At 68.3% G+C, this 24,873-nt stretch carries 21 protein-coding genes; 14 read left to right on the forward strand and 7 right to left on the reverse strand.

Translation table 11 applies throughout. The annotated features are described in order from the left end of the window. Positions 1–41: 41 nt before the first annotated feature. The 4 genes from PJ250_RS03045 to PJ250_RS03060 form a co-directional block, all read right to left on the reverse strand. Positions 42–818: an ABC transporter permease gene (locus tag PJ250_RS03045; protein WP_271647083.1), complete on the reverse strand. Its 777-nt coding sequence runs from the start codon at positions 816–818 to the stop codon at positions 42–44. After that, positions 802–1,635 (reverse strand): ABC transporter ATP-binding protein, encoded by an 834-nt coding sequence (locus PJ250_RS03050; protein ID WP_271647084.1) that lies wholly within the window; start codon positions 1,633–1,635, stop codon positions 802–804. The genes PJ250_RS03045 and PJ250_RS03050 overlap by 17 nt, the downstream gene beginning before the upstream one ends. A 15-nt stretch (positions 1,636–1,650) precedes the next feature. Beyond that, on the reverse strand, positions 1,651–2,718 hold the full coding sequence (locus PJ250_RS03055) for an ABC transporter substrate-binding protein (RefSeq protein WP_271647085.1): 1,068 nt from the start codon (positions 2,716–2,718) through the stop codon (positions 1,651–1,653). A gap of 64 nt (positions 2,719–2,782) precedes the next feature. Next, positions 2,783–3,889 carry a 4-oxalomesaconate tautomerase gene (locus PJ250_RS03060; protein ID WP_271647086.1) on the reverse strand — a complete coding sequence of 369 codons (1,107 nt, stop codon included), beginning with the start codon at positions 3,887–3,889 and terminating at the stop codon, positions 2,783–2,785. A gap of 108 nt (positions 3,890–3,997) precedes the next feature. On the opposite strand from PJ250_RS03060, the gene PJ250_RS03065 reads away from it, so the two are divergent. From PJ250_RS03065 to PJ250_RS03085, 5 genes are all read left to right on the forward strand, one after another. Then, on the forward strand, positions 3,998–4,918 hold the full coding sequence (locus PJ250_RS03065; protein ID WP_271647087.1) for a LysR family transcriptional regulator: 921 nt from the start codon (positions 3,998–4,000) through the stop codon (positions 4,916–4,918). Positions 4,919–5,065: 147 nt separating this feature from the next. Continuing rightward, on the forward strand, positions 5,066–5,776 hold the full coding sequence (locus PJ250_RS03070) for a DUF3348 domain-containing protein (protein ID WP_271647088.1): 711 nt from the start codon (positions 5,066–5,068) through the stop codon (positions 5,774–5,776). After that, a complete protein-coding gene (locus PJ250_RS03075) occupies positions 5,766–8,045 on the forward strand; it encodes a DUF802 domain-containing protein (RefSeq protein ID WP_271647089.1) in 2,280 nt (759 codons plus the stop codon). Before PJ250_RS03070 ends, PJ250_RS03075 begins: the two co-directional genes overlap by 11 nt. Beyond that, the gene (locus PJ250_RS03080; RefSeq protein ID WP_271647090.1) at positions 8,042–8,698 is read left to right on the forward strand and encodes an OmpA family protein; all 657 of its coding nucleotides are present in this window, start codon (positions 8,042–8,044) and stop codon (positions 8,696–8,698) included. The genes PJ250_RS03075 and PJ250_RS03080 overlap by 4 nt, the downstream gene beginning before the upstream one ends. Next, positions 8,688–9,392, forward strand: coding sequence for a DUF2894 domain-containing protein (locus PJ250_RS03085; RefSeq protein ID WP_271647091.1), 705 nt, complete (start codon positions 8,688–8,690; stop codon positions 9,390–9,392). The genes PJ250_RS03080 and PJ250_RS03085 overlap by 11 nt, the downstream gene beginning before the upstream one ends. Before the next feature lie 72 nt (positions 9,393–9,464). Here PJ250_RS03085 and PJ250_RS03090 read toward each other — a convergent pair whose 3' ends face one another. Beyond that, positions 9,465–12,353: a TonB-dependent receptor gene (locus tag PJ250_RS03090; RefSeq protein ID WP_271647092.1), complete on the reverse strand. Its 2,889-nt coding sequence runs from the start codon at positions 12,351–12,353 to the stop codon at positions 9,465–9,467. A 142-nt stretch (positions 12,354–12,495) separates the two neighbouring features. Between PJ250_RS03090 and PJ250_RS03095 the strand changes: the two genes are divergently transcribed. Next, the gene (locus tag PJ250_RS03095; protein WP_271647093.1) at positions 12,496–13,278 is read left to right on the forward strand and encodes a DeoR/GlpR family DNA-binding transcription regulator; all 783 of its coding nucleotides are present in this window, start codon (positions 12,496–12,498) and stop codon (positions 13,276–13,278) included. Between the two features lie 13 nt (positions 13,279–13,291). Here the strand turns inward: PJ250_RS03095 and PJ250_RS03100 are convergent, their stop codons facing one another. Then, positions 13,292–14,371, reverse strand: a complete 1,080-nt coding sequence (locus PJ250_RS03100; protein WP_271647094.1) for an amidohydrolase family protein — start codon at positions 14,369–14,371, stop codon at positions 13,292–13,294. 193 nt (positions 14,372–14,564) lie between these two features. Between PJ250_RS03100 and PJ250_RS03105 the strand changes: the two genes are divergently transcribed. Genes PJ250_RS03105 through PJ250_RS20605 form a run of 8 tightly spaced genes read left to right on the forward strand, consistent with a single transcriptional unit; the run spans position 14,565 to position 24,179 of the window. Next, positions 14,565–16,679, forward strand: a complete 2,115-nt coding sequence (locus PJ250_RS03105; protein ID WP_271647095.1) for a glycoside hydrolase family 36 protein — start codon at positions 14,565–14,567, stop codon at positions 16,677–16,679. Further along, entirely contained in the window at positions 16,676–17,596 is a 921-nt protein-coding gene (locus tag PJ250_RS03110; protein ID WP_271647096.1) for a DMT family transporter, read from the forward strand. The genes PJ250_RS03105 and PJ250_RS03110 overlap by 4 nt, the downstream gene beginning before the upstream one ends. A gap of 16 nt (positions 17,597–17,612) precedes the next feature. Beyond that, positions 17,613–18,902: a D-tagatose-bisphosphate aldolase, class II, non-catalytic subunit gene (locus tag PJ250_RS03115; RefSeq protein WP_271647097.1), complete on the forward strand. Its 1,290-nt coding sequence runs from the start codon at positions 17,613–17,615 to the stop codon at positions 18,900–18,902. Next, a complete protein-coding gene (locus tag PJ250_RS03120) occupies positions 18,883–20,046 on the forward strand; it encodes an SIS domain-containing protein (RefSeq protein ID WP_271647098.1) in 1,164 nt (387 codons plus the stop codon). Before PJ250_RS03115 ends, PJ250_RS03120 begins: the two co-directional genes overlap by 20 nt. Before the next feature lie 4 nt (positions 20,047–20,050). After that, positions 20,051–20,998, forward strand: coding sequence for an N-acetylglucosamine kinase (locus PJ250_RS03125; RefSeq protein WP_271647099.1), 948 nt, complete (start codon positions 20,051–20,053; stop codon positions 20,996–20,998). Between the two features lie 48 nt (positions 20,999–21,046). Next, positions 21,047–22,915 (forward strand): NPCBM/NEW2 domain-containing protein, encoded by a 1,869-nt coding sequence (locus tag PJ250_RS03130; RefSeq protein ID WP_271647100.1) that lies wholly within the window; start codon positions 21,047–21,049, stop codon positions 22,913–22,915. 35 nt (positions 22,916–22,950) lie between these two features. Beyond that, entirely contained in the window at positions 22,951–23,415 is a 465-nt protein-coding gene (locus PJ250_RS03135; protein WP_271647101.1) for a MarR family winged helix-turn-helix transcriptional regulator, read from the forward strand. Beyond that, complete coding sequence (locus PJ250_RS20605; RefSeq protein WP_333909500.1) at positions 23,412–24,179, forward strand: VOC family protein; 768 nt, start codon at positions 23,412–23,414, stop codon at positions 24,177–24,179. Before PJ250_RS03135 ends, PJ250_RS20605 begins: the two co-directional genes overlap by 4 nt. A 17-nt stretch (positions 24,180–24,196) precedes the next feature. Here the strand turns inward: PJ250_RS20605 and PJ250_RS03150 are convergent, their stop codons facing one another. After that, the gene (locus PJ250_RS03150) at positions 24,197–24,754 is read right to left on the reverse strand and encodes a DUF3228 family protein (protein WP_271647102.1); all 558 of its coding nucleotides are present in this window, start codon (positions 24,752–24,754) and stop codon (positions 24,197–24,199) included. Between the last annotated feature and the right edge of the window lie 119 nt (positions 24,755–24,873).

Below are 24,873 nucleotides of genomic sequence, written 5' to 3' on the forward strand. Positions count from 1 at the left end.
AACGCCGCCGGCCGTGCGGGCCGGCGGCATGGATCAGGCGATCAGCTGGTCGCGCCCTGCTGCGCACTAGGGCGCCAGGTGATCAACCTGTTTTCGACGATGTCGAGCAGGGCGTCGATGATCAGGACGAAACCTGCCAGGACGATGATGCCGGCGAACACCCCGACCGCGTTGAAGTTGCCTTCGGCCTGCGCGATCAGGTAGCCCAGGCCCGCGGAGGCGCCGAGGTATTCACCGATGATCGCGCCGACCACCGCGAAACCCACCGAGGTCCGCAGCGAGGACAGGATCCAGCTGGCCGCCGCCGGGAAATACACGTGCCGCAGCAGGTCGCTACGCCCGGCACCGAGGATGCGCGCGTTGGCCAGCACCGTGGGATTGACCTCGCGCACGCCCTGCATCGCATTGAAGAAGGTGGTGAAGAACACCAGCGTCACCGCCAGCGCCACCTTGGACCACAGCCCCAGGCCCAGCCACAGCACGAAGATCGGCGCCAGCACCACGCGCGGGATCGCGTTGAAGCCCTTGATGAACGGGTCCAGGATCCGCGCCGAGCGTCGGCTCAGTCCCAGCCAGACGCCGCCGGCCACGCCCATGGCGGTGCCGATCAGATAGCCCAGCGCGGTCTCGGTCAGGGTGATGTAGACATGGTGGTAGAACGAGGTGTCCGACAGCCAGGTCCACATCTGCCGGGCGATACCAGACGGCGCGGGGAAGAAGAACGGATCGATCAGGCCGCTGGCCACGCCGGCCTCCCAGCCGCCGAACAGCAGGACGATCAGGGTGATCTGGATCAGTTTGTCAGTCTTGGCGTGCATAGCTCTTCTCCACTTCGCCGCGCAGGCAGGCCCAGATATCGCGGTACAGGTCGGTGAATCGTTGGTCCAGCTTGATCTCGGCGACGTTGCGCGGCCGCTCCAGATCGACATCGAAACTGCGCACCACGCGGCTGGCCGGCCCGGCCGACAGCACCACCACCCGATCGCCCAGCGCGATGGCCTCTTCCAGGTCGTGGGTGATCAGCACGACCGAGCGGCGGTCTTCCTGCCACAGGCGCAGCAGCTCGTTCTGCATCAGGTGCCGGGTGTGGATATCGAGCGCGGAAAACGGCTCGTCCATCAGGATCACCTTTGGTTCGACGATCAACGCCTGCGCCATCTGCACGCGCTTGCGCTGGCCTCCGGAGAGCTGGTGCGGGTAGCGATGCTCAAAGCCGGACAGGCCAACCTTGGCCAGCCAGGCGCGCGCCTTTTCCTCGCGCTCCTTGGCCGCCACACCGCGGAAGCGCAGGCCGAGTTCGACGTTCTGCAAGGCGGTCTTCCACGGCAGCAGCGCGTCCTGCTGGAACAGGTAACCGACCGACTCCTGCACCCCCTTCACCGGCGTGCCGTCGATGCTGATCCCGCCGGACGCCGGCGTCAGCAGGCCTGCCACGGCGTTGAGCACGGTGCTCTTGCCGCAGCCGGTCGGGCCGACGATCGCCACGAATTCACCGTTGCCGACCTGGATGTCGACGTCGCGCACGGCGGTGAAGTCACCGAAAGACATCGTCACCTTGTTGATGGCGACCATGGTTTCGGTCGGTCCGAGTTGAGGTGCGCCGTTGAGGCTGCGCACTTTGGCGTTGAGCACCATGATGGTTTCCTCCGCTTACTGCTTGGCCGTGGCTCGCGTACTGCCGTCCGCGGCCAGCGCGCGATCGACGAACGAGTTGGTGTAGGTCTTGGACAGGTTGACGTTGGCGTCGGCGACGCCCTTGTTGAACTCGCTCAGGACTTCGAGCGGGGTCTTGAGGTCTTCTGCGACAAAGCGGCCATCCCGGGTGAAGATGGCACGGGCGTTCTCTACGGCCTTGGCATAGGTGGCGCGATCGCCGGACACGTAGGAATCGGGCAGCGCGGCGACGATTTCCTCGGCGCTGTGATCGGCGATGAAGCGCAGCGCCTTCTGCTCGGCCTTGACGATCTTCTCCACCGCGTCGGGTCGCTCTTTCAGGAACGAGGACTGCGCATACAGCACCGAGGTCGGATACAGGCCGCCGTAGACCTGGCGTGCGCCCTCATCGCTGCGCGCGTCGATCAGGATCTTGCCGACCTTGCGCTCGGCGATCAGCGTGGCGGCCGGGTCGTAGTTGACCAGCAGATCGACCTTGCCCTGCTCCAGCGCGGCCACCGCCGCGGCACCGGAGCCTACGCCGATCAGCGACACGGCATCTTCAGGGGTCTTGTTGCGCGCCAGGTAGTGGCGCACGAAGAAGTCCGACGACGAGCCCGGCGCGGTGATGCCGACCTTCAAACCCTTGATGGTGTCCGGCTTGGCCGGATCGAACGTGCTGTCGTTGGTGCCGGCCAGGACCAGGCCCGAGTTGCGCGAAAGCAGGATGAAGGCGGTGACATCCTTGTGCTTGGCCTGCATCTGGATGGTGTGGTCGTAGAAGCCCACCGCCACGTCGGTCGAGCCGGCCACCAGCGCCTGCAGCACCTTGGAGCCGCCCTGGGCGAAGTTCTCGGTCTTGACGTCCAGCCCGGCGTCCTTGAAGTACCCCTGCGCGTCGGCGATGAAGAACGGCAGATTGTTCAGGTTGTACGAGCCGACGCTGATGCGCACCGGGTCGGTACTGGCCGCGGCCTTGGCATCGCCGGCATCGGTCTTCTTTCCGCACGCGGAAAGCGCGAGCGTGGCGGCGACCAGCGCCGTGGTCATGAGTTGTTTGTACATTGATCCCTCCCAGGATGTATGGCGATGCGATGTGCGATGGACCGGGGCGACCCGGCAATTCAGGTCATGCCGCTGAGGTCCATTCGGCAGCGATAGGGGTACGTGGCGACGGAGCGAACACCCGGCCTTCGAACAGGCGACGCGCAGTCCGCACGACACTGGCGATGACCGCCTCGGAGCCGGCGGCGCGGCTGAGCCCGACGGCCAGGCTGCCACTGGGGTGCTCAAGGGTAATCGTCGACGGCACCGGCACGTCTCCCACCATGGTGTGGGCCAGTGTGCCTGCGGTGACCGCCGCGGTGGCCAGTCCAACCGCGCCGGTGATGGCCAGCGCGGTGTGGCACTGGTGCGGCATGAAATAGCGGACCTGCAGTTGGCCGCCATGCTGCGGTGGGGCAAGCAGCACCGGCTTCGGGATCACCCGGTCGGCGGCATCGGCGATGCCCATGCGGTGCCCTGCCTCGACGCGGATCGCCTCGATCCGCGCCAGCAGTGCGGCATGGGCATTGAGCTGGGCCGGCGGCTCGTCGCCACGCAGACCCAGCGCATCGGCACGCATCAACACCAAAGGCATGGCGCAATCGACCAGGCTCACCTCCACGTCGTCGATCCATTCGCTGGCCTGTCCGGTCGGCAGCAGCTTGCCGGTCCGCGCGCCTGCGGCATCCAGGAAGGACAGCGAGATCGGCGAGGCGGTACCGGGCGCGCCGGCGATGCGGGTATCGCCCAGGTAGGACACCTGGCCGTTGGGCGTTTCCACCGTGGCGACGATCACCTTGCCGGTGTTGACGTTGTGGATGCGGACCTGGGTGCGCGGGTGCCGCGCCGGCACCAGGCCGCGCTCGATCGCGTAAGGTCCCACGGCAGCCAGCATGTTGCCGCAGTTGGGCGCGGTATCGACCACGCGCTGGTCCACGCGCACCTGGGCGAACAGATAGTCGACATCGGCGTCGGGTCGGCTGGCACGATCGATGATCGCGACCTTGCTGGTCAGCGCGTTGCCGCCGCCGATGCCGTCGATCTGCAGCGGATGGCCCGATCCCATCACCTCCAGCAGCAGGCGATCACGCTCGGCCGTGTCGGCGGGCAGGTCCGAGGCCAGGAAGAACGGCCCCTTGGAGGTGCCGCCGCGCATCAGAACACAGGGGACGCTGAGCAGGTCGTTGGACATGGGCGTGTTAGATTCATACCAATTCCGGATTAATCATCCGGTGTGATTCGATACTGGCATGGACACGATTGATCTGTGAATTGCTATTTTTTAAAGGATTGATCCGATATGAGCATGAATTGCGAGATCCTTGACTTGCGCGCCTTCCTGCTGGTGGCCGAGTCGCGCAGCTTCCATCGCGCCGCCGAGACCCTGCATGTCTCGCAACCGGCATTGAGTCGACGCATCCAGAAGCTGGAGCAGGCGATCGGCTCGCCGCTGCTGGAAAGGACGACGCGCAGCGTGGCCACCACCGCGGTCGGTGAGAACCTGCTGCCGCTGGTGCGACGCATGCTGGAGGAGTTCGACGGTTCGCTGTTCGCACAGCGTGGCGACCAGATCGGCAGCCAGATCACCATCGCGTGTCTGCCCACTGCGGCGTTCTACTTTCTGCCCAGCGTCATGGCGCGCTTCCACGCCGACTATCCAAACGTGCGCTTCCGCATCCTCGATATCCCGGCCACCGACGGACTGCAGGCGGTGGAGCGTGGCGAGGTCGAGTTCGGCATCAACTTCATGGGCGCCTCGGACCCCAACCTGGCCTTCGATGTGCTGGTCGAGGATCCGTTCGTGCTCGCATGCCGGCGCGACCATCCGCTGGCGAAGAAGCGCAAGATCGCCTGGAGCGACCTGGAGAAGCACCAGCTCATCACCGTGCATCGCACCAGCGGCAACCGCACCCTGCTCGACGGCGCACTGGCACGCGAGAACCTCAAGCTCAGCTGGTTCTACGAGGTGACCCATCTGTCGACATCGCTGGGCATGGTCGAAGCAGGCATCGGCGTTTCGGTGCTGCCACAGATGGCCACACCGCAGGGCGACCACCCGACCTTGGTCACACGACCCATCGGCAGTCCCGTGGTCTCGCGCACGATCGGCATCGTCCGCCGCCGCGGCGCGATGCTCTCACCGATGGCCGAGCGCTTCCTGCAGATGTTGCAGAAGCAGTGGAAGCCCGCCGCACGCGCCGCCGAACGGACGCGCGGCTGAGAGGCAGGTCCGCGGCGCCTGGCCAGTCGGCCCGGCAGTTCGGGTTAGCGCTCCACTGGCGCTGAACCTGCGCTGCGGCGCGCGGACCGCGCGGCCGGGCCCGCGCCGTCATGTGCGTGTAAAATCGCGGGTTTTTCGGCCTGTCCCATGGGCAAATCCCTTCACCGCACGCCTGTTGCGGGCCCGGCGTTCGTGCGCCTGCTGGCCCGCCTGGGCCAGACCTCGGTCCCGCCCCTGCAGCAGTCCCTGCCCGACCGGTTGGGCCAGTGGGTGGACTGGAACCGTGCCGTGGTCCTGTCCCGCGCCCTGGATGGAACGCCAGCGCCCGCGCCGGAGGGCACACCGGCCTTCGACGCGGCCGAGGATCACGCCTGCGCCCAGGCCCGCGCCGCGCTGGTGGCCGGAATCGAGGCCGCCTGCGCCCACGCCGTGGCGCCTGGCGCCGATGGCGTGGCTGACTTTGCCCCGTTCCGGCGCCGGATCATGGACCAGCAGCGCGCGATGCAGGCCACCACCGGCCAGCTGCGCGGGCGCCTGCGCGAGCGCCTGGCCGCCGCACCGGCGCCACTGCCGCGCCTGGCCGAGGTCGACGCGGTCATGGAACTCACCCTGAGCCCGCGCGAGCAGACCCTGCTCGACGCGGTCCCCGGCCTGCTGGCGGCGCACTTCGCCCGCGCCCAGCCGGCCGCTCCCCCTTCGGACGAACCGGCGCGGCCCCCGGCGCCTGACGCCTGGCAGGACGCCTTCCGCGAAGACATGCGGCAGGTGCTGCTGGCCGAACTCGACGTCCGCTTCCATCCCATCGAGGCGCTGCTTGCAGCGCTTCGCCCCCATGCATCGGGACACCATGCGCACTGACAAGCTCACCCCCATCGCCTTCGCCGTGTTCCTCGCCGGGCTGCTGCCCGTGGCCTGGATCGGCATCGGCTACCTCGGCAACCACCCCATCGGCGTGGCCATGACCCTGGTCATCGCCGCCTGCTACCTGGCCGGCGGGCTGGAGCTGTACCGCTACCGCCGCGCGACCGCCACGCTGCAGGCAGCTGCCGCCGACACCGCCGCGACCCAGACCGGCCTGCGCGGCTGGCTGGAACGCCTGGACCCGAGCTTGCGCAACGCCGTGCGCCTGCGCGTGGAAGGCGAACGCGTGGCCCTGCCCGCCCCCGCGCTAACGCCCTACCTGGTGGGCCTGCTGGTGCTGCTGGGCATGCTCGGCACCTTGCTGGGCATGATGGCCACCCTGCGCGGCACCGGCCTGGCGCTGGAAGGCAGCGGCGACCTGCAGGCCATCCGCGGCGCGCTGGCCTCGCCGGTCAAGGGGCTGGCCTTCGCCTTCGGGACCTCGATCGCCGGCGTGGCCAGTTCGGCCATGCTGGGGCTGCTCTCGGCGCTGTGCCGCCGCGAACGCCTGCAGGTCGTGCAGGCGCTGGACGTGGAGATCGCCACCACCCTGCGTCCGCATTCGCAGGCCCACCAGCGCGAACAGGCCTTCGACCTGCTGCAGCAGCACACCGCGCTGATGCCGGTGCTGCTGGATCGCATGCAGGCAATGATGGAGACCCTGGAGCGCCAGCAGCTGGCGGCAGGCGAACGCCTGGCCAGCGGGCAGGCGGATTTCCATACACGCACCGAGGCCATCCATACGCGTCTGGCCGCCTCGGTCGAGCAATCGCTCAAGGACGGCGTGGCCGAGAGCGCACGCGCCGCCGCCGCCGCGCTGCAGCCGCTGATGGAATCCACCCTGGCCGGGCTGGCGCGCGAGACCGCCGGCCTGCACGAGCGCGTCGGCCACGCGGTGCAGCAGCACCTGGAGGGCGTGAGCAGCGGCCTGGCCGAGACCACCGACACGGCGGCCGCGCAATGGCGGGCCGCCGCCGAGGCCCAGCGCGAAGCCGCCGCCGCCCTGCCACCGCTGATGGAAGCGACCCTGGCCGGGCTCGCTGGCGAAGCCGCCTGCGTCCATGCGCGCCTTGCCGAAGCCGCGCAGCAGCATCTGGATCGCGTGAGCAGCAGCCTGGAGCAGGCGACCACCACGGCGGCCGCGCAGTGGCAGGCGGCCGCCGACGCCCAGCGCGAGGCCAACACCGCGCTGGCCGCCGGCCTGGACGCCGGGCTGACGCGCTTCGGCGAAACCTTCGCCGGCCAGGCCGAGGCGCTGGTCGGCAGCGTGTCTTCCCGCCTGGACGCCGGCACCGCCGCCGCCGCGCTGGCCTGGCGCGAGGCCATGGCCGCCCAGCAGGCCAGCAGCGAGGCCCTGGCCACGCGTCATGCGCAGTCCCTGGACGCCGCCGCGCAGACCCTGCATGACCACGCCACGGCCCTGGTCGATCGCCTGCAGCAGTCCCACGCCGGCCTGCAGAACACGCTGGAGGCCCGCGACCAGGCCCGCCTGGCCGCCTGGACCGAGACCCTGGACGCCACCGGCACCCGCCTGGCCGCGCAGTGGGAACAAGCTGGGCAGGCCGTGGCCGAGCGCCAGCAGGCCATCTGCGACGCGCTGGGCCAGACCGCCGGCCAGATCGCCGAACAGGGCCAGGCCCACGCCCGCGACACCATCGCCGAGATCTCGCGCCTGGTCGAAGCCGCCTCCGACGCCCCGCGTGCGGCGGCCGCGGTGGTCGGCGAACTGCGCGAGAAGCTCAGCGACAGCATGGTCCGCGATACCGCCATGCTCGAGGAGCGCACGCGCCTGCTGGGCACCTTGGAAACCCTGCTGGACGCGGTCAACCACGCCTCCACCGAGCAGCGTGGCGCAGTCGAGGGCCTGGTCAACACCTCGGCCGACCTGCTCGAACGCCTGGGCGGGCGCTTCAGCGAGCAGATCGAGGCCCAGGCCGGGCGCCTGGACACCGCGGCGGCCCAGCTCACCGGCAGCGCCGTGGAAGTGGCCAGCCTGGGCGAGGGCTTCGGCGCGGCCGTGCAGGCCTTCGGTGCGTCCAACGAGGCGCTGATGGCGCGCCTGGAGCAGATCGCCGCCGCGCTGGAAGCCGCGCAGACCCGGGGGGATGAGCAGCTGGCCTATTACGTGGCCCAGGCGCGCGAGGTCATCGACCTGAGCATGCTCTCGCAGAAGCAGATCATCGGCGAGCTGCACCAGCTCTCCGGCAACGGCGCGGGCAACGCATGAGCGAGCTCGAGCTGGACGACGCGTCCACCGCCACCACCTGGGCGGCCTTCGGCGACCTGATGTCGGTGCTGCTGGGCGCCTTCGTGCTGATCCTGGTCGGGGTGATCGGCGTGCAGCTGCAGCTGTCCCAGCGCCTGGACCAGGAGGTCAAGCAGCGTCAGGCCGAGGCCCAGCGCCGCAAGACCCTGGAGCAGGCGCTAGCCGCGCCGCTGGCCGCCGGCCGGGTGACCCTGGTCGACGGCCGCATCGGCATCCGCGGCAACGTGCTGTTCGCACTCAACTCCGACCAGCTGCAGCCGGAGGGACGCGAGGTCCTGCGCAGCCTGGCCGCGCCGCTGGCCCAGTACCTGGCCGCGCGCGAGGAGATCCTGATGGTCAGCGGCTTCACCGATGACCGCCCGGTGCTGGACACCAACCAGCACTACGCCGACAACTGGGAGCTTTCGGCCCAGCGCGCGCTGACCGTCACCCGCACCCTGATCGCCGAGGGCGTCCCGGCCGGGTCGGTCTTTGCTGCGGCCTTCGGCGCCCAGCAGCCGGCCAGCCCCAACACCACCGAGGCCGGCCGCGCCCGCAACCGGCGCGTGGAGATCGCCCCGATTCCGCGCCAGACCGCCGCCGCGTCTACGCCTGCCGCGCCCGATGGCCACTGAGTCCAGCCCCGCCCAGCGCATCGCCGCCTGGCGGCAGGCCGGCGCCGACCGCATCGATCCGGTGCGCTTCCACACCCTGGCCGCCCTGGCGACCCGCACCGCGCAATTGCACGGCCAGGCGCGTGCACTGCTGGAAGCGCGGCTCGCCGCGCTGGCGGAGGACTACGCCCAGATCCTGAGCGCCCGTGCAAAGCCGGCCGCCACCGACGTCCGTCCCATCGATGCGAAACGAGGCACGTCGCTGTCCACGCTGCTGACGCAGTTGGGCACAGCAAGGCAGCCGCCCGCTAACACAGAAAGCGATGCGGAAGCCTCACCCAATCCGCGCCCGCCGGCCAACAGCGCACAAGCGTCGACCCAGCGCCCGGCAGCGGCCACCGACAGCCTCCCGGCACTGGACGAGTTCCGCCAGCTGTGGACCCGCCTGCGCACCGAGGAACAGCTGCGTCAGTCGCGACAGGAAGCCCCAGAGGATGCCGGCCCACTCAACTCCGGGGTCCTGGTCCACCGCGCCATCGCCCTGATGCGCGACGCCGCCCCCGGCTACCTGGGGCACTTCCTGGCCTACCTGGACGCCCTGGCCTGGCTGGAGCAGATGCAGGGCGGCGGCGGCCTGCCCGCTGCGGACAGTGCGACACAGGCACCGATCACGGGACGGCCGCCACGCAGGAAGCCTCGCAAGCGCAGCGGCTGACCGCCACCGCGCGTCGGTGGATGCGGAAGGATCCACCGACGCGCTCCCTGGTAACGAGGACGCGATGGGGCGTCAGAACCGCATCGTCAGCCCCAAGGTCAGGCTGCGGCCATAGCGGTAGTAGCTGTTGAGCAGCAATGGGTTGCCGTTGATGCTGGTGGTTTGCTCATCGTTGAGCAGGTTGTTGCCTTCCAGCGAGACGGTGAACATGTCGTTGATGTTGTAGGTGATGTGCGCGGTCAGCCAGGTGAGCGGATCGGCCTCTTCGTTGTAACCGGCGCCCAATACGTTGACGGCGCTGACGAAGCCATCGGTATGGTCGGCGGTCACGCCCAGGTCCCACGGGCCCTTCTCGTACATCAGGCTCACCGAATAGACCGACGGGGCGATGCCTTCCAGGGGGCGCTTCTCGCCATCGACCCAGCTTTCGGACCAGTTGCGCGTGTATTGCGCGCGGAAGCCCAGGCCGTTATCCCAGAAGTGCTGCAGGCCGGCTTCGATGCCGTGCACCTTGGCGTAGTCGCCGTTGATCGGACGCATGACGTTGAACAGGGTCGGGCCTGGCGAGACCACGTTGCCATCGGCATCGCTGATGCCGCCCACGCCGATGTCCTGGCCGGTCTCCCAGCTGGTGGTGATCTGGTTGTCGATGCGCTTGTAGAACACCGCCAGGTTGGCGATCGAGCGCTCGGTGAAGTACCACTCCAGCGAGACATCGCCCTGCTTGGCGGTGTAGGGCTTCAGATCGACGTTGCCGCCATAGACCTGGGTGAATTCGCCCCAGGACACGCTCTCGGTGCTGCTGGTCGGTGCCAGCTGCTCCACCGAGGGACGCGCCATGGTCTTGGCCGCGCCCAGGCGCAGCTGCAGGTCGTCACTGATGTGGTAGACGAAGTTGGCCGAAGGCAGGACGTAGGTGTAGTTGCCCTTCTGGCTGACGCTGGTCGGGGCGGCATAGGCGGCGGTGTAGTTGAAGGCCCCGTTCTCAGTGATGCTGGTGATCTGCGCATCCCAGGCCTGCGAGGTGGTGTCGGTCTTGACCACGCGCACGCCGGCGTTGCCGTCCCAGCGCTCGCCGGACAGGTCGGCCTGCACGTAGAACGCGGTGGTCTTCTCGGTCACCCGATAGCTTTGCAGCGGGTTCCACACCGGCGCGGCGTTGGCGTAGTCATAGGCAGTCCCGTCCGGGCGCGTGCCGGTATAGGCGGCCAGGGCCGCCTCGTAGGCCGGCACGTCGAAGGCGATGAAGCTGCGCGGGAAGGTGGAGCTGACGCCGCTCATGAAGTTCGGCAGCGAGTACACCGATAGCAGGTCACCGCCGAGGTCGCCGACGTTGATCGCGTTGTCGCCGGAGTAGTAGTCCGCGCCACCGGTCAGGGTATTGGTGATCAGGTCGCGCGCCTTGCGGCGATCGGTCAGGGTCACGCCGAACTTCAGGTGATCCACGTGCCAGGCACCCACGAACAGATCGCCGCCCAAGGTGCCACCGTTGATGCGATCGTCGATGTTGTCGCCGGCCAGCTCGTTGTAGTGGGTGAGAAAGTCGTTGGCGCCGAACTCGCCCTTGGGCAGGCCGCTGGTCCAGTCGCGGCCATCGTCCAGCGACGTGGCGACGTTCGGGATGCCCGAGGGATTGAGGGTGATGGTCGTGGTGTTGGGCTGGTTGAGCCGCATCACCACGTAACTGTCCTGGCCACCGGAATGGCGACGCGAGGTGGAGCGATAGACATCGCCGGTCAGGGTGAGGTCATCGTTGACCTTCCACTGCGCGTTGGCCCCGTACAGGGCGGTGTCGACCACGCGGTATTCGGTCCTGTTGAGCAGCTCGGGATTGAGGCGCTGCTCCGGATCGGGGTTGTCCAGGGTCAAGCCGGTGACGATGCCGTCCTGCACGGTCACGTTCGACCAGCGTCCGGGCGCGAACAGCGGGTAATAGGACTGCTGGTAGCCGACCTGCGGCGAGTCCAGCTTGGTCTTCAGTCCATCCACGGTCAGCCTGAAGCTGTCACTTGGGCGCCACTCGAACTTGCCCGAGAATGCGGTGCGCTTCTTGTCTTCCAGAATCGAGCCGACGCGGAACTGCCCCGGCCCGATCAGGCCGTACTCGTCGGGATCCAGTTCGCCATTGTCGTTCAGGTCGATGTTGCCGCCCCAGGCGTTGCCGCCCCACGACGGGTCGCTCGGATCCGGATTGCGGGTCCAGCCGCCATCGTTGCCGGCCGTGTCGGTGCGGTCCTTGCGGCGCGCCGACACCACGCCCAGGATCACGCCCATGGTGTCGTCGGCGAAGGTGTTGCTGTAGACACCGGAGAACTTATGCCCGTTGAGGTCGGACATCTGGTTGCGGTCGCCTTCCACGCGCACCACGCCATGCTGGCCCGGCTGGTCGAAGGGACTGGCCGAACGCAGGTTGACCAGGCCGCCGATCGCGCCTTCGGTATTGGCCGCCTCGGCGCCCTTGATGACGTCGGCACCGCTGATCACATCGGCCGGCAGCACGTCGTAGGCGAAATCCCGCCCCTCGCCGTCGGTGGCCAGGATGCGACCGTTGAAGGTGGTCAGGGTGTATTCCGGGCCCAGGCCGCGGACGCTGACCTTCTGGCCCTCGCCGCCGGCGGTGCGGCTGATCGACACGCCGGTGATGTGGCTGAGCGAGTCGGCCACGTTGTTGTCCGGAAACTTGCCCAGTTCCAGCGCGGTGATCGAGTCCTGCACCGTGCTCGCATCACGCTTGAGGTCGTTGGAGCGCGTCAGCGCGGCGCGCACGCCGGTGACCTGGACGGTCTGCAGGTCGATGGCGTCCTGTGGCGTGCCGGACGGGGCGGTGTCCTGCTGGACCTGAGGCCCACCGGTCGCAGGCGCCGGCGGGGCGGCCTCCTGTGACCAGGCCGTGGCCGGCATCAACAGGGCAAGGGCAATTCCATGACACAGACGGCGGCGCTGCAGAGGGACGGCTTTCACGGCGATCTCCTGGAGAGGAAGGCTTGTGGGGGCCTGGCTGGTGAAGCAACGAAACCGAGCCTAAATGATGTTTCGTTTTGTATCAATAGCGAAATTTAACGAAATGCCCGTATACTCTGGAATGTTTGCCCCAGGAGCCCCCATGCCGCCTGTTACCCGCGACACCAGCCAGCGCCGGCTGCAGATCAGCGAACTCGTGCGCCAGCACGGCAGCGTACAGGTCACCGCGCTGGCCAAGCAGTTCGGCGTGAGCATGCAGACCGTTCGCAAGGACCTGCGCTACTTGGCCGAACGCGGCGTCATGGCCCGCGCCTACGGCGGCGCGATCGACAGCAATGTCGTCGGCAGCAACGCCAACGAACCGCATTACGAAACAAAGCGCACCGCGCATCTGGATGAAAAGCGCAGGATCGGTGCGCGTGCCGCCGCGCTGGTCGCGGCGGGTGACACCATCGCCATCGATTCGGGAACCACCGCGATCCAGTTGGCCGAAGCCCTGCCGGATCTGGAGATCACCGTGGTCACCAACGACTTCGGCGTGCTGTCCGCACTGACGCCCAAGTCCAACATCAACATCGTGATGCTGGGCGGCGAACTGCGCCGCAAGAACATGGCTTTCTACGGAGGCCTGACGGTCGAGGCGCTGGATGCGCTGCATGTGGACAAGCTGTTCCTGGGCGTGGACGGCTTCGACCTGGAACGCGGCATCACCACCCACTACGAGCCGGAGGCCATGCTCAACCGAAAGATGGTCGAAGCAGCACGGGTGGTCGTGGCCATCACCGACAGCTCCAAGTTCGGCAAGGTGTGCCTGCATCGGATCATCCCCGTCTCGGGGCTGGACACGCTGATCACCGATACCGGCGCCCCCGATGACATCACCCAGGCCTGTCAGGCGCTGGGCGTTACCATGATCCGCGCCTGAGCCACCCGCGCCGTCACTTGCCGCCCGCGGCGGCGGACCGGTCCTTCAGTCCGAAGACCCGGATGGCGTTGCGATAGTAGAGCTTGTCGATCACCGCGCGCGGCAGCGCCAGGCCCGGAACCTCGGCATTGAGCATGTCCACACGCTGCGATTGGCCGGTGGCCAGGTATCTCCAGTCCGAGGTCCAGGACGCGTGTGCCTCGGCCTTGAACGTGGCGGGGTCGGCATCCGGCCCCTGGGTCAGGTCGGTGCCATACAGCAGCCGATCCTGATAGCGGACGAAGAAGTCACGCACCTTGGATGGATCGCGCAACGATTGGTACTGCACCTGGCTCATGCGGGCGGCCAGGTCGACCGTGGCCTGTGGGTAGGCGTCCAGGAACTTCGCCAGCACGTCCACGTCGTATTCCAGGCTGGCCATGTGCGCGCCGACGAACTTCAACTGCGGATGCGCGGCCACGAACCGGTCGCGCGCGGCCATCAGGTCCTCGTGCGAGGGCATCTCCGGATGCAGGTACATGTAGTAGTCCGGATGCTTTGAAAAATACTCGCGATCGTTGTCGGTGGTCATCTTGTCCAGCGGCAACCAGCAGTTGTAGGGCTCGGCCTGATGCGCGATCAGCGGAACGCCGAGTTGCTGGATATGGTCGGCGACCGGGGACAGCCCGGGATCGTCCAGCATGATCAGCTCGCCCTTGGCGTTGCGCTCGACCATGCCGATGTTCTTCCACACCTTCACCGCCCTGGCGCCCTCGGCCACCTCCTCGTCCAGGCGCTTGTTGGTCGCCGCCAGCCAGCCAGGCGTCCCGAAGCCCTTCATCGAGAACGTCGCCGCCCAGTGGAAGCGCTGCGGATCGTCCTTGGCCAGCTTCAGCGCGGCCCGGTGCTGCTGGTCGATGCTCGGAAAATCAGGGTAGTCGACGTTGATCGACAGCAACTCGAAGTTGTCGGTCCGCGCCAGCTGCAGGAATACAGGATCCGCGCCATTGGCATGCACGTGCGCGTCGAACTTGCGCACCTTGGCGTAGTCGTCCATGGCATAGGTCGCCGAGGCCCGCGGCGCGACCGCGTCCGCGGTCGAGACGGACGCCACCGGCGGCGCCAAGGGCGAACACGCCACCAAGCAACATGCTCCGATCGCCACACCCATCACCTGTCGCATCTGACGCATTGCCCACCCCGACAGTAATTAAACGAAACTTATCCGCACCATATCGCAACAAAACGCTTGCATCAACGCGGACCGCACGCGCAGAATGCATGCCATCTCCACCGGATCAGCCCGCATGCCCCCGATTGGACGTCGCACCGCTCTGAAGTTCATCGCCGGCAGCGTGGCCGGCGGGGTGACCTGGAGCACCATGCCCTGGGCGCGTGCCGCGAGCGCAGACTCGGATCGACAGGGCGCGCACTCGCAGGCTGGCGATGCGGTGCTGGGCGTCGCCTTCGATGAGCGCATGCGCACGCGCCTGTCGGCGTGGGGCGCGCCGTTGACCGGCTGGCAATCCAGCGAGACGCTGCTGCTGGATGACGGCGAGGTGACCGATTTCCGCCTCGGCGACCAACAGGCCCACGACCTGGACGACCCGCGCCATGGGCGCGGCCGGCAGGTGGTGTTCACCGGCCGCGCCGCGCAGGGCGTGGAAAAGCAGGTCGCGGTGAGCCAGTTCGATGCCCTGCCCGGCCTGGCGCTGATGCAGGTGCGCTATCGCAATGTCGGCAGCACCCCGTTGAACGTCACCGGCTGGCGCAGCAGCGCCCACGAACTCAGCGATGCGCCCGGTGGCTTCTGGAGTTTCTCCGGCGCCACCCATACCGACCGCCGCGACTGGGTGCAGCCGCTGGGCGATGGGTTCGACCAGCGCAACAGTCTGGCCATGGACTCGTCCGACTACGGTGGCGGCACGCCGGTGGCGAATGTGTGGCGACGCGATGTCGGCCTGGCCATCGGCCATGTCGAGCCAGTGCCGCGGCCGCTGGCCATGCCGGTCAAACGCGCCGCGACTGGCGCCTCGATCGCGATCGAAGGCCAGCAGCCGACCACCCTGGCGCCCGGCGCCGAGCTGGTCACCGAGCGCACCTTCCTGGCCGTGCATCGCGGCGACTTCTATGCGCCGCTGCAGCAGTACCGCCAGTTCATGGCGGCCGAGGGGATCGAAGGCCCGCGTCCGCCGGACTCGGCCTTCGCGCCGATCTGGTGCGCCTGGGGCTACGAACGCGATTTCACCGTCAAGCAGATCTTCGACACGCTGCCCAAGGCGCAGGCGCTGGGCTTCGAGTGGGCGGTGCTGGACGACGGCTGGCAGACCAACGAGGGCGACTGGAAGATCGACCTGAAGAAGTTCCCGCGCGGCGAGGCGGACATGCGCGCCTTTACCGCGGAGATCCGCAGGCACGGCATGCGTCCGCGCCTGTGGCTGGCGCCGCTGGCCGCCGATCCGGGCAGTGACGTCCTGCACGACCACGTGGACATGCTGCTGCTGGACAAGGACGGCGCCTTCCAGACCGTGACCTGGTGGAACGCGCTGACCCAGTGTCCGGCCTACCAGCCAGTGATCGATTTCTACGTGGCGCTGGTCAAGAAGATCATCGGCGACTGGGGCTTTCAGGGCATCAAGCTGGACGGACAGCACCTCAATGCGGTGGCGCCCTGCTACAACCCGGCGCACAAGCATGCGCGGCCCGAGGAATCGGTCGAGGGCCTGGCCCGGTTCTGGCAGGCGATCTACGACGCCGCGCACGCGGCCAACCCGGAGGCCGTCGTCGAGCTGTGCCCGTGCGGCACTGCGTTCGCGTTCCACAACCTGCCAGCGACCGACCAGTACCCGGCCTCCGATCCGCTGTCCTCGTGGCAGGTGCGCAGCAAGGGCAAGTCGATCAAGGCGCTGATGGGCGATCGCAGCAGCTATGCCGGCGACCACGTCGAGCTGTCCGACGGACGCGATGACTTCGCCTCCAGTGTCGGCGTCGGCGCGGTGATCTCGACCAAGTTCACCTGGCCCAAGGACACCGACCATCCTGCCGAGCCGCTGCCGCCAGGCGGGTTCGTGCTCACGCCCGAGCGCGAAGCGTTGTGGCGCAAGTGGGTCGATCTGTACAAGGCGCACATGCTGCCCCGGGGCGAGTACCTGGGCACGCTGTACGACATCGGCTTCGACAAGCCCGAGACGCACGTCATCGCCAAGGATGGGGCGCAGTACTACACCTTCTACGCACCGCGCTTCGATGGACAGGTGGAACTGCGCGGGCTGGGCCCAGGCCCATGGAAGGTGCGCGACCTGTTCAACGAACGCGACCTTGGCGTGGTCCACGGACCGGTCGCCAGACTTCCCGCCCGTTTCGAACGCTTCCTGTTTGTGCAGGCCACGCGCATGCAAGCCACGCCGGAGGCCGCCGCATGAGCGCCTCCGCCGCCACGGCCGCGCCGCGTCGTCGCCCCTGGCTGACCTATGCGCTGGCGACCGTGGCGCTATGGGGCGTGTGGGGCGCGCTGTCGCCGCTATCGGCCGCGCATGGCTTCCCGGACACGCTGGTGTATGTGGTGTGGGCGCTGACCATGCTGCCGCCTGCGCTCTACATCCTGTGGCGCGGCGGCTGGCGCCTGGAACGCTCGCCCCGGGCCATCGTCTATGGCCTGACTATCGGCCTGCTCGGCGCGGGCGGCCAGATGCTGCTGTTCCACACGCTGACCATCGGCCCGGCGTACTTCGTGTTCCCGATCATCTCGCTCTCGCCGGTAGTGACCATCGCGCTGTCGTTCGTGCTGCTGCGCGAGCGCACCGGCTGGCAGGGCACGCTGGGGATCGTGCTGGCGCTGGTCGCGCTGCCCATGCTGGATTTGTCCTTCGGCCGTGGCGCAGGCGGCGGGCTTGGCTGGTTCCTGCAGTCGCTGCTGATCATGCTGGCCTGGGGCGTGCAGGCGTTCTTCATGAAGCTGGCCAACGACAGCGTGCGCGCCGACAGCATCTTCGCCTACATGACCATCGGCGCGCTGCTGCTGGCCCCCGTGGCGCTGTGGATGACCGACTGGTCGCAGCCGATCAACACCAGCCTGACCGGTCCGTGGCTGGCGGCCGGCATCCAGGTGCTCAACGCCATCGGCGCGCTGACGCTGGTGTTCGCCTTCCGCTATGGCAAGGCGATGGTGGTTGCGCCGCTGAGCAATGCCGGCGCACCGCTGGTCACCGCCGCGCTGTCGCTGCTGTTCGCCGGCGTCGTCCCGGGCCCGCTGAAGGCCGCAGGCCTGGTTCTGGCCCTGGTTGCCTCGCTGCTGCTGGTGCTCGAACCCGAGCGCCCGGCCAACGCCCCTCTTTCCTGATTCGGATCACCCGTCCATGCAAGCCCTGCTCGACCTCATCGCGCGCCACCGTTCCGGTCATGCCGTCGGCGTGACCTCGATCTGCTCGGCGCATCCCATCGTCATCGAGGCCTCGCTACGCCACGCCCAGCGCACCGGACAGGACCTGGTGCTGTTCGAGGCGACCTGCAACCAGGTCAACCAGGACGGCGGCTATACCGGCATGCAGCCGAGCGACTTCGTCGCCTTCGTGCACGGCATCGCCCAGCGTGTCGGCTTCGACGCGGGGCGCATCGCCCTTGGTGGCGATCACCTCGGGCCGAACCCGTGGACATCGCTGGATGCGGCCGCAGCGATGGACAAGGCCGACGTCATGGTGGCCGCCTACGTGGCCGCGGGCTTCCGCAAGATCCACCTGGATTGCTCGATGGCCTGCGCCGGCGATCCGGTGCCGCTGCCGGAGGCCGAAATCGTGCGCCGCGCGGTGCGCCTGGCGCGCGCGTCCGAGGCCGCCTGGCAGCAGGCCGGCGGCGAAGCGCCGGTCTACGTCATCGGCACCGAGGTCCCCGTGCCCGGCGGCGCCACCGAAGCCATCGAAGGCCTCGCCCTGACCACGCCCGAAGCGGCGCTGGCCACCATCCAGGCGCATCGCACCGCCTTCGCCGAGGCCGGCCTGGAAGACGCGTGGCAGCGCGTGGTCGCCTCGGTCGTGCAGCCGGGCGTGGAGTTCGACCATCACAGCGTCATCGACTACGCGCCGGACAAGGCCGTCGCCCTGAGCCAGGCGATCACCACCGTGCCGGACATGGTGTTCGAGGCGCACTCGACCGACTACCAGACCCGCGATGCGCTCGACGCACTGGTACGCGACCACTTCGCCATCCTCAAGGTCGGCCCCGGATTGACCTTCGCCCTGCGCGAAGCGCTCTGGGCGCTGGATGCGATCGAGCGCGAATGGATTCCCGTCCAGCGCCAGGCGCGCCTGCGCGAGGTGGCCCTGCAGCGCCTGCATGACGCCCCCGGGCACTGGCGTCGCTATTACCACAGCGAGGGCGCGGCCCTGGCCATCGACCTCAACTACAGCCTGTCCGACCGCATCCGCTACTACTGGCCGGACACACACATCGAACAGGCGCGCCAGCACCTGTTCGACAACCTGCGCGGCAACCCGCCGCCCATCTCCCTGATCAGCCAGTTCCTTCCCCACGCATTGCACGCCCTTCGCACCGGAACCGCGACGCTCGACCCGCAGTCCCTGGCCATGGCGCACATCAGTGCCGTACTCGATGACTACCACCATGCATGCCATGACCAAGACCGTTCCTGAGCTCTTCGGCGCCACCGAGGGCGAACTACAGGCCACCAAGGCCATCTGGACCGCGCGCGAGATCGCCCAGCAGCCGCAGATGCTGCGCCGTACCCACGCGCTGGTCGCCGACCTGCACGCCCAGCTGCAGGACTTCGTCGCGCCGATCGCCGGCAACCCGGCCGCGCGCGTGATCCTCACTGGCGCGGGTACCTCGGCCTATCTCGGTCAGTGCCTGGCACCGCTGCTGGACCGGCGCCTGGCCGCGCGCGTGGATGCGGTGCCGACCACCGACCTGGTGAGCGCGCCGCGGTTGCACCTGGATCCGGCCCAGCCACTGCTGTTGATCTCCTTTGGCCGCTCAGGCAACAGCCCGGAGAGCATCGCCGCGGTTGAACTGGCCGAGTCCCTGGTGCGCGAGGTGCGTCATCTGGTGGTGACCTGCAACGCACAGGGCCAGCTGGCCAACGTGCCAGTCAGGCAGGCGATGACCGTGCAGTTGCCGGAAGAGACGCACGACACCAGCTTCGCGATGACCTCGTCCTTCAGCTGCATGATGTACGCCGCCGTCGCCGCACTGCTGCCGGCCGGGGCGCTGGACGCGCGCATCGAACCCATCGCGCGGGCGACCGAGGCGGTGATCGCCGACGCGCTGCCACTGCTGCGTTCACTGGCCGACGCCCACCACGCACGCGTCGTCTACCTGGGCAGCGGACTGTTCCAGGGCCTGGCGCGCGAGGCCACGCTCAAGCTGGGCGAACTGACCAATGGCGCGGTGGCAACCTGCTACGACTCGCCGCTGGGCTTCCGCCACGGGCCCAAGACCTTCGTCACCGGCGACACGCTGGTAATGGTGTTCGTGTCCAACCATCCCTACACCCGGCGCTACGACCACGACCTGATCGACGAGTTGCGTCGCGACGGGGTGGCGTCGCGGGTGATCGAGATTTCGGCCCAGCCACGTAGCGAAGGTGCCGATACGCTGGCGGTGCCGGGCCTGGCCGATGCGGCGGATGTGGACTTGTTGTGGCCCTACATCGCGGCCGCGCAGATCTACGCGTTCCTGCATGCGCGCGTGCGCGGGGTGACACCGGACAACCCGAATCCAGCCGGCATCGTCAACCGTGTCGTCCAGGGCGTACGGCTGTACGCGCTGGACGCCTGAGCCGATGGCTGCACACGCGCTCTACCTGGGCGTCGACGGGGGCGGTACCAAGACGCGCTTCGCGCTGATCGATGCCGCCGGCACGTTGCTGGCCGAGACCCAGCTGGGCACCGCCTACCATCCCCAGGTCGGGCTGGACGGGGTCCGCCGCATTCTGAGCGAAGGCATCGCCACGGTGCTGGGCCAACTGGATCGCGACCGCAGTGACATCGCGCAGGCGTTCTTCGGCCTTCCGGCCTATGGCGAGGACAGCCGCGCCACCGCGACGCTGCAGGCCATCCCCGGCCAGGTGCTGGGCCATGACCGCTATGCCTGCGACAACGACATGGTGTGCGGCTGGGCCGGTTCGCTGGCCTGCGCAGATGGCATCAACATCATCGCCGGCACCGGCTCGATGGGCTACGGACGACGCGGTGAGGCCGCGGCCCGCGCCGGCGGCTGGGGCGAGGCGTTCGGCGACGAGGGCTCGGCCTACTGGATCGCCGTGCAGGGGCTCAACGCCTTCTCGCGCATGAGCGATGGCCGCCTGCCGCGTGGGCCCCTGCACGCGATCCTGCGTGCCCACTTCGACCTGGACGAGGACCTGGACATTTGCGCGCATGTCTACGGGGAGGACGTCGGCACGCGCGGCGACATTGCCCGCCTGTCGGTGCAGGTGGCCCAGGCTGCCGGCGAAGGCGACGCGGTGGCGATCGCGATTTTCCAGCATGCCGGCGAAGAGCTGGCGCAGATTGCCCAGGCACTCCGCGATCTGCTCGGCTTCGAACCGGGCGAACCGGTGCCACTCTCGTATTCCGGTGGGGCCTTCAGCGCTGGCGCGCTGCTGATGCAGCCGTTCCAGGCCGCCCTGGCCAGGTGCAGCACGGACTTCGTGCTACATACGCCGATCCACTCTCCGCATTACGGGGCCGCGCTCTACGCGCTGCGGCTGGCCGGGGCGGCGCCGCGCTGAGCCGCCCGCCGCCACGCACGTGTCGTCCGACGCAAAAGGAATGAAGCGATGAAACGCATGCTGCTGGCCACCCTGCTGTCGCTGTCCGCCCTGCCCGCGGCGGCGGGCCAATACAGCGATGCGCTGCAGCCAAGCGGACGCTTCAGCGTCTACGGCCACGGCGCGGCCGCCACGCCGCCGATGGGCTTCAACCCATGGAACGCGTTTCGCACCGAGGTCGACCAGGCACGGATCGCGTCGGTGGTCGACGCCCTGCAGCAGCGTGGCCTGCAGGATGCCGGCTACCGCTACGTCAACATCGACGACGGCTGGTGGCTGCGGCGCGATGCGCAAGGACGCATCGAGATCCGCACGAGCATGTTCCCCATCGCCCAGCAGGCCGACGGCGGCACCAGCTTCCGGGCCTGGACCGACATGCTGCACGCGCGTGGCTTCAAGGCCGGGCTGTATACCGATGCCGGCCGCAACGCGTGCTCGCAAGCGTTCGACCGACATAGCCCCAACCTGCCGGTCGGCAGCGTGGCCGAACGCGAGATCGGGCTGCAGGGCTTCGAGGCCTCGGATCTGAAGACGATGTTCCAGGACTGGGGTTTCGATTACCTCAAGGTCGACGCCTGTGGGCTGGCGGATTTCGGCGCCGGCAGCGAGCCGGTGAAGCAAAGCGGCCATCGCGCGCTGCGGCCGCTGATCGTGCGCGGCGACGCGCAACGCACCGATGCCGACGCTGTGGAAACGCGCTACGCCCGCGTCGGGCGACTGCTGGCCGACCTCAATCCGGACGGTGACTTCGTGCTGTCGATCTGCCCCTGGGGCGAGGCCGGTGTGCGCGACTGGGGCGGCGAGCACGGCAACCTGTGGCGCACCAGCCCGGACATCGAACCGACTTGGGCCAGCATGCTGCATAACTTCGATTCGGCCTCACGTCGCGAACTGTACGCCGGACCTGGACGCTGGAACGACCCGGACATGCTGGCGATCGGACTGGGCGAGTTCGATGCCCAGCACCTGACCCAGGCGCGCACCCATTTCTCGCTGTGGGCGATGCTGTCGGCGCCACTGCTGTTGGGCTTCGACCTGCGCGAGGCCCCGCAGCCGCTGATCGACCTGCTGACCAATCCCGAGGTCATCGCCATCGACCAGGACCCGGCTGGCAACCAGGCGGTGCTGGTCGCCGATGGGCGTCCAGTGCAGGTTCTGGTCAAGCCGCTGGCCACACGTGGCGAACGTGCGGTCCTGCTGTTCAATCGCGGCGATGCACCCGCGACCGCCCAGGTGACCCCGGCACAGATGAAGCTGGCCGATGACGCCAGCATCCGAATGCGTGACCTGTGGCGACATGCGGACCTGCCACAGACACGGGGAGCGCTGCGCTTCGCACTGGCTCCACACCAGGCCATGCTGCTCAAGGTCAGGGGCACGCCGGTCGAGCTGCATGGCGCCCTGCTGAGTGAAATGACCGGACGCATCCATGTCGCCGCCGACGGTCTGCCCAGCTACAGCACGGCGCTGGACCAGGCCTCCGGGACGCCGCGCGCCGATGCCACACCGGAAGGCCTGCCGCTGCAGGTGGCCGGCGAGAAGTATGCCTACGGGATCGGCACCCATGCGGACTCACGCCTGGAGGTGGCCACCCGCGGCGAGTTCGCCCGCTTCGCCGCCACGGTCGGGCTGCAGGACAACGCGGGGCAGACCGACGCAAGCGTGGTGTTCCGGGTCTACGGAGATGGGAAGCTGCTCCATGCCACCGCGCCGCTGACCGCCGGAAAGTCCGCGGATCTGGACATCGACACCACCGGCGTGTCCGTACTGGAACTGGTTGCCGCAAGCCAGAACGCGCCTGCCGGGTCCCTGCCCCCCGTCGTGGCCTGGGCGGACGCCCGCCTGCGGCAATTGGACAAGCGTATAAAAGTCAAATAAGTTGACTATCAAGTTATTTGACTTGGTGGTGCCGCGTGGATGCCCCCTGGTATGACGACGTCAGCCTCCCCGCGCTGCTGCGGCACGCCCGGCAGACCTATGCTTCCGCCATGCGCGCGGCGCTGGTCGATTCAGGCCATCACGACATTCCCAAGAACGGGCTCTATCTGATCGGCGGCCTTGCCCTGGAGACAGGCCGCGCGCCGCTGGCCCGCCTGATCCAGGGCCTGCGCGTCTCCAAGCAGGCCGCCGGGCAGCTGGTCGATGCGCTGGTGGCCGCAGGCTACCTGGAACGCAGCCCGGATCCGGTCGACCGTCGCCGCCTCACCGTCTCCCTCACGGCCCGGGGCCATGCGGCCGCGCAGGTCCAGGGCGCCGCGCGGGCGCGGATCGACGCCGCGCTCCTGGCGCGCGTGGGCGCGCAGGATCTGGCCGCGCTGCGGCGTTCACTGGGCGCGCTGATCGAACTGGACATGGCACCACAGGACGCCACCCGATGACGCTGGACACCGTCGAGATCAAGGCCTTCGTCCCCGCGCGGGACTTCGCGCTGAGCAAGCGCTTCTACGAGGATCTGGGGTTCACCCTGGCCTTCTCCGATGAAGACCTGGCCTATCTGCATGCGGGGAACTGCAGCTTCCTGCTGCAGCGCTTCCACGCGCAGGGCCATGCCGCGAACTTCATGATGCACCTGCTGGTCGCCGACGCGGACGCGTGGTGGGAGCGCGCGCGGCGAGTGGCCGACGCCTACGGTGTGCGCGCAGAGCCGCCGCAAGATCGGCCCTGGCGTATCCGTGACTTCGTCCTGACCGACCCCAGCGGCGTGCTGTGGCGCATCGGCCACAACCTGCCCACCGCCCCACAGGCGCAGTCGGTTGTGGATGCGCCGACGACGGTCGGTGCCATCGCACAGCTACGCACCACCGATCTGGAGGGCTCCATCGCCTTCTACACCCACACGCTGGGCATGGCGCTGCGCTTTCGGCATGGCGACTTCTACGCCGGCATCGAGGCCGGCGGCCAGCTGTTCCACCTCAAACGCGTCGATACGCCGGACCCTTCGATCGCCCAGGTCCGCGCCGGGACCCACTTTCATCTGTACTTTCCCACTGCCGATGCGTCGGGTCTGGCCGAGCTGCTGCAGGCACGCGGCGTCGCGCTGCGCGTTCCGGTCCATGAAACCGACTGGGGAACCCGCGAATTCGTCATCGAAGACGATCAAGGCCACACGCTCTACTTCGGCCAGGCGCTGCCGGCGCGCTGAGGTGACACGTCGGCGGCTCAGGGCCGCCAGTTGGCGTTGCTGTCCCAGAACGCGACCGCGCGCCGATAGGCCTCCCGGTCCAGCGGCACGCCGGAGCCGCCTTCCTCCACGCCCAACGCGTTGCGCAGCATGGTGATCGGGGCCATCGGGATCTCGGCCGGCTCGGCCGTATACAGGCAGCCGACCACGCCCCAGTCAGCATCGATCGGCGTGCCTTCCTTCTCCAATTGCGCGCGGCTGTAGAGGATGGGCAACAGGTAATCGGCGCGTGGCGCTTGGACGCCCTCGAACCAGCGCACCAGCACCGGCAGCTCGCGGCTGTTGCGCGCCTCGTAGGCCGAGCGCAACAGGTGGCGGTTGTCGGCGGTGATCGGCACGGTCAGGCAGCGGGTGGACGTCCAGTTGGCGTGGACGTGCAACTTGCAGAACGGTGCATAGCCATCGAGCATCTGCATCGGCGCATGATCGTTGAGGTAGTGCTCGAACACCTCGGCGGTGCAGTCCTGGATGGTGTTGCCCCGCGGCGTACGCGGAAACAGGCGGGTGCGGGCGAAATCGGTCAGGACGATGGACATCGAGACAATCCGTGCGAAAGGGGCGCGTCAGGGTAGCCAGCGCCCGGTGCGCCGTCAGCCCCGCCTCCGAACGCCCGGTACGGTCCATGCATTCATCGCGATGAAGCGATATGATCGCT

Source organism: Pseudoxanthomonas sp. JBR18 (genome assembly GCF_028198165.1).
Lineage (GTDB): Bacteria > Pseudomonadota > Gammaproteobacteria > Xanthomonadales > Xanthomonadaceae > Pseudoxanthomonas_A.

Bases quoted from the DNA above. Each gene is read 5' to 3' on its own strand.
- PJ250_RS03045 (WP_271647083.1), bottom strand. From the start codon at position 818: ATGCACGCCAAGACTGACAAACTGATCCAGATCACCCTGATCGTCCTG.
- PJ250_RS03050 (WP_271647084.1), bottom strand. From the start codon at position 1,635: ATGGTGCTCAACGCCAAAGTGCGCAGCCTCAACGGCGCACCTCAACTC.
- PJ250_RS03055 (WP_271647085.1), bottom strand. From the start codon at position 2,718: ATGTACAAACAACTCATGACCACGGCGCTGGTCGCCGCCACGCTCGCG.
- PJ250_RS03060 (WP_271647086.1), bottom strand. From the start codon at position 3,889: ATGTCCAACGACCTGCTCAGCGTCCCCTGTGTTCTGATGCGCGGCGGC.
- PJ250_RS03065 (WP_271647087.1), top strand. From the start codon at position 3,998: ATGAGCATGAATTGCGAGATCCTTGACTTGCGCGCCTTCCTGCTGGTG.
- PJ250_RS03070 (WP_271647088.1), top strand. From the start codon at position 5,066: ATGGGCAAATCCCTTCACCGCACGCCTGTTGCGGGCCCGGCGTTCGTG.
- PJ250_RS03075 (WP_271647089.1), top strand. From the start codon at position 5,766: ATGCGCACTGACAAGCTCACCCCCATCGCCTTCGCCGTGTTCCTCGCC.
- PJ250_RS03080 (WP_271647090.1), top strand. From the start codon at position 8,042: ATGAGCGAGCTCGAGCTGGACGACGCGTCCACCGCCACCACCTGGGCG.
- PJ250_RS03085 (WP_271647091.1), top strand. From the start codon at position 8,688: ATGGCCACTGAGTCCAGCCCCGCCCAGCGCATCGCCGCCTGGCGGCAG.
- PJ250_RS03095 (WP_271647093.1), top strand. From the start codon at position 12,496: ATGCCGCCTGTTACCCGCGACACCAGCCAGCGCCGGCTGCAGATCAGC.
- PJ250_RS03105 (WP_271647095.1), top strand. From the start codon at position 14,565: ATGCCCCCGATTGGACGTCGCACCGCTCTGAAGTTCATCGCCGGCAGC.
- PJ250_RS03110 (WP_271647096.1), top strand. From the start codon at position 16,676: ATGAGCGCCTCCGCCGCCACGGCCGCGCCGCGTCGTCGCCCCTGGCTG.
- PJ250_RS03115 (WP_271647097.1), top strand. From the start codon at position 17,613: ATGCAAGCCCTGCTCGACCTCATCGCGCGCCACCGTTCCGGTCATGCC.
- PJ250_RS03120 (WP_271647098.1), top strand. From the start codon at position 18,883: ATGACCAAGACCGTTCCTGAGCTCTTCGGCGCCACCGAGGGCGAACTA.
- PJ250_RS03125 (WP_271647099.1), top strand. From the start codon at position 20,051: ATGGCTGCACACGCGCTCTACCTGGGCGTCGACGGGGGCGGTACCAAG.
- PJ250_RS03130 (WP_271647100.1), top strand. From the start codon at position 21,047: ATGAAACGCATGCTGCTGGCCACCCTGCTGTCGCTGTCCGCCCTGCCC.
- PJ250_RS20605 (WP_333909500.1), top strand. From the start codon at position 23,412: ATGACGCTGGACACCGTCGAGATCAAGGCCTTCGTCCCCGCGCGGGAC.
- PJ250_RS03150 (WP_271647102.1), bottom strand. From the start codon at position 24,754: ATGTCCATCGTCCTGACCGATTTCGCCCGCACCCGCCTGTTTCCGCGT.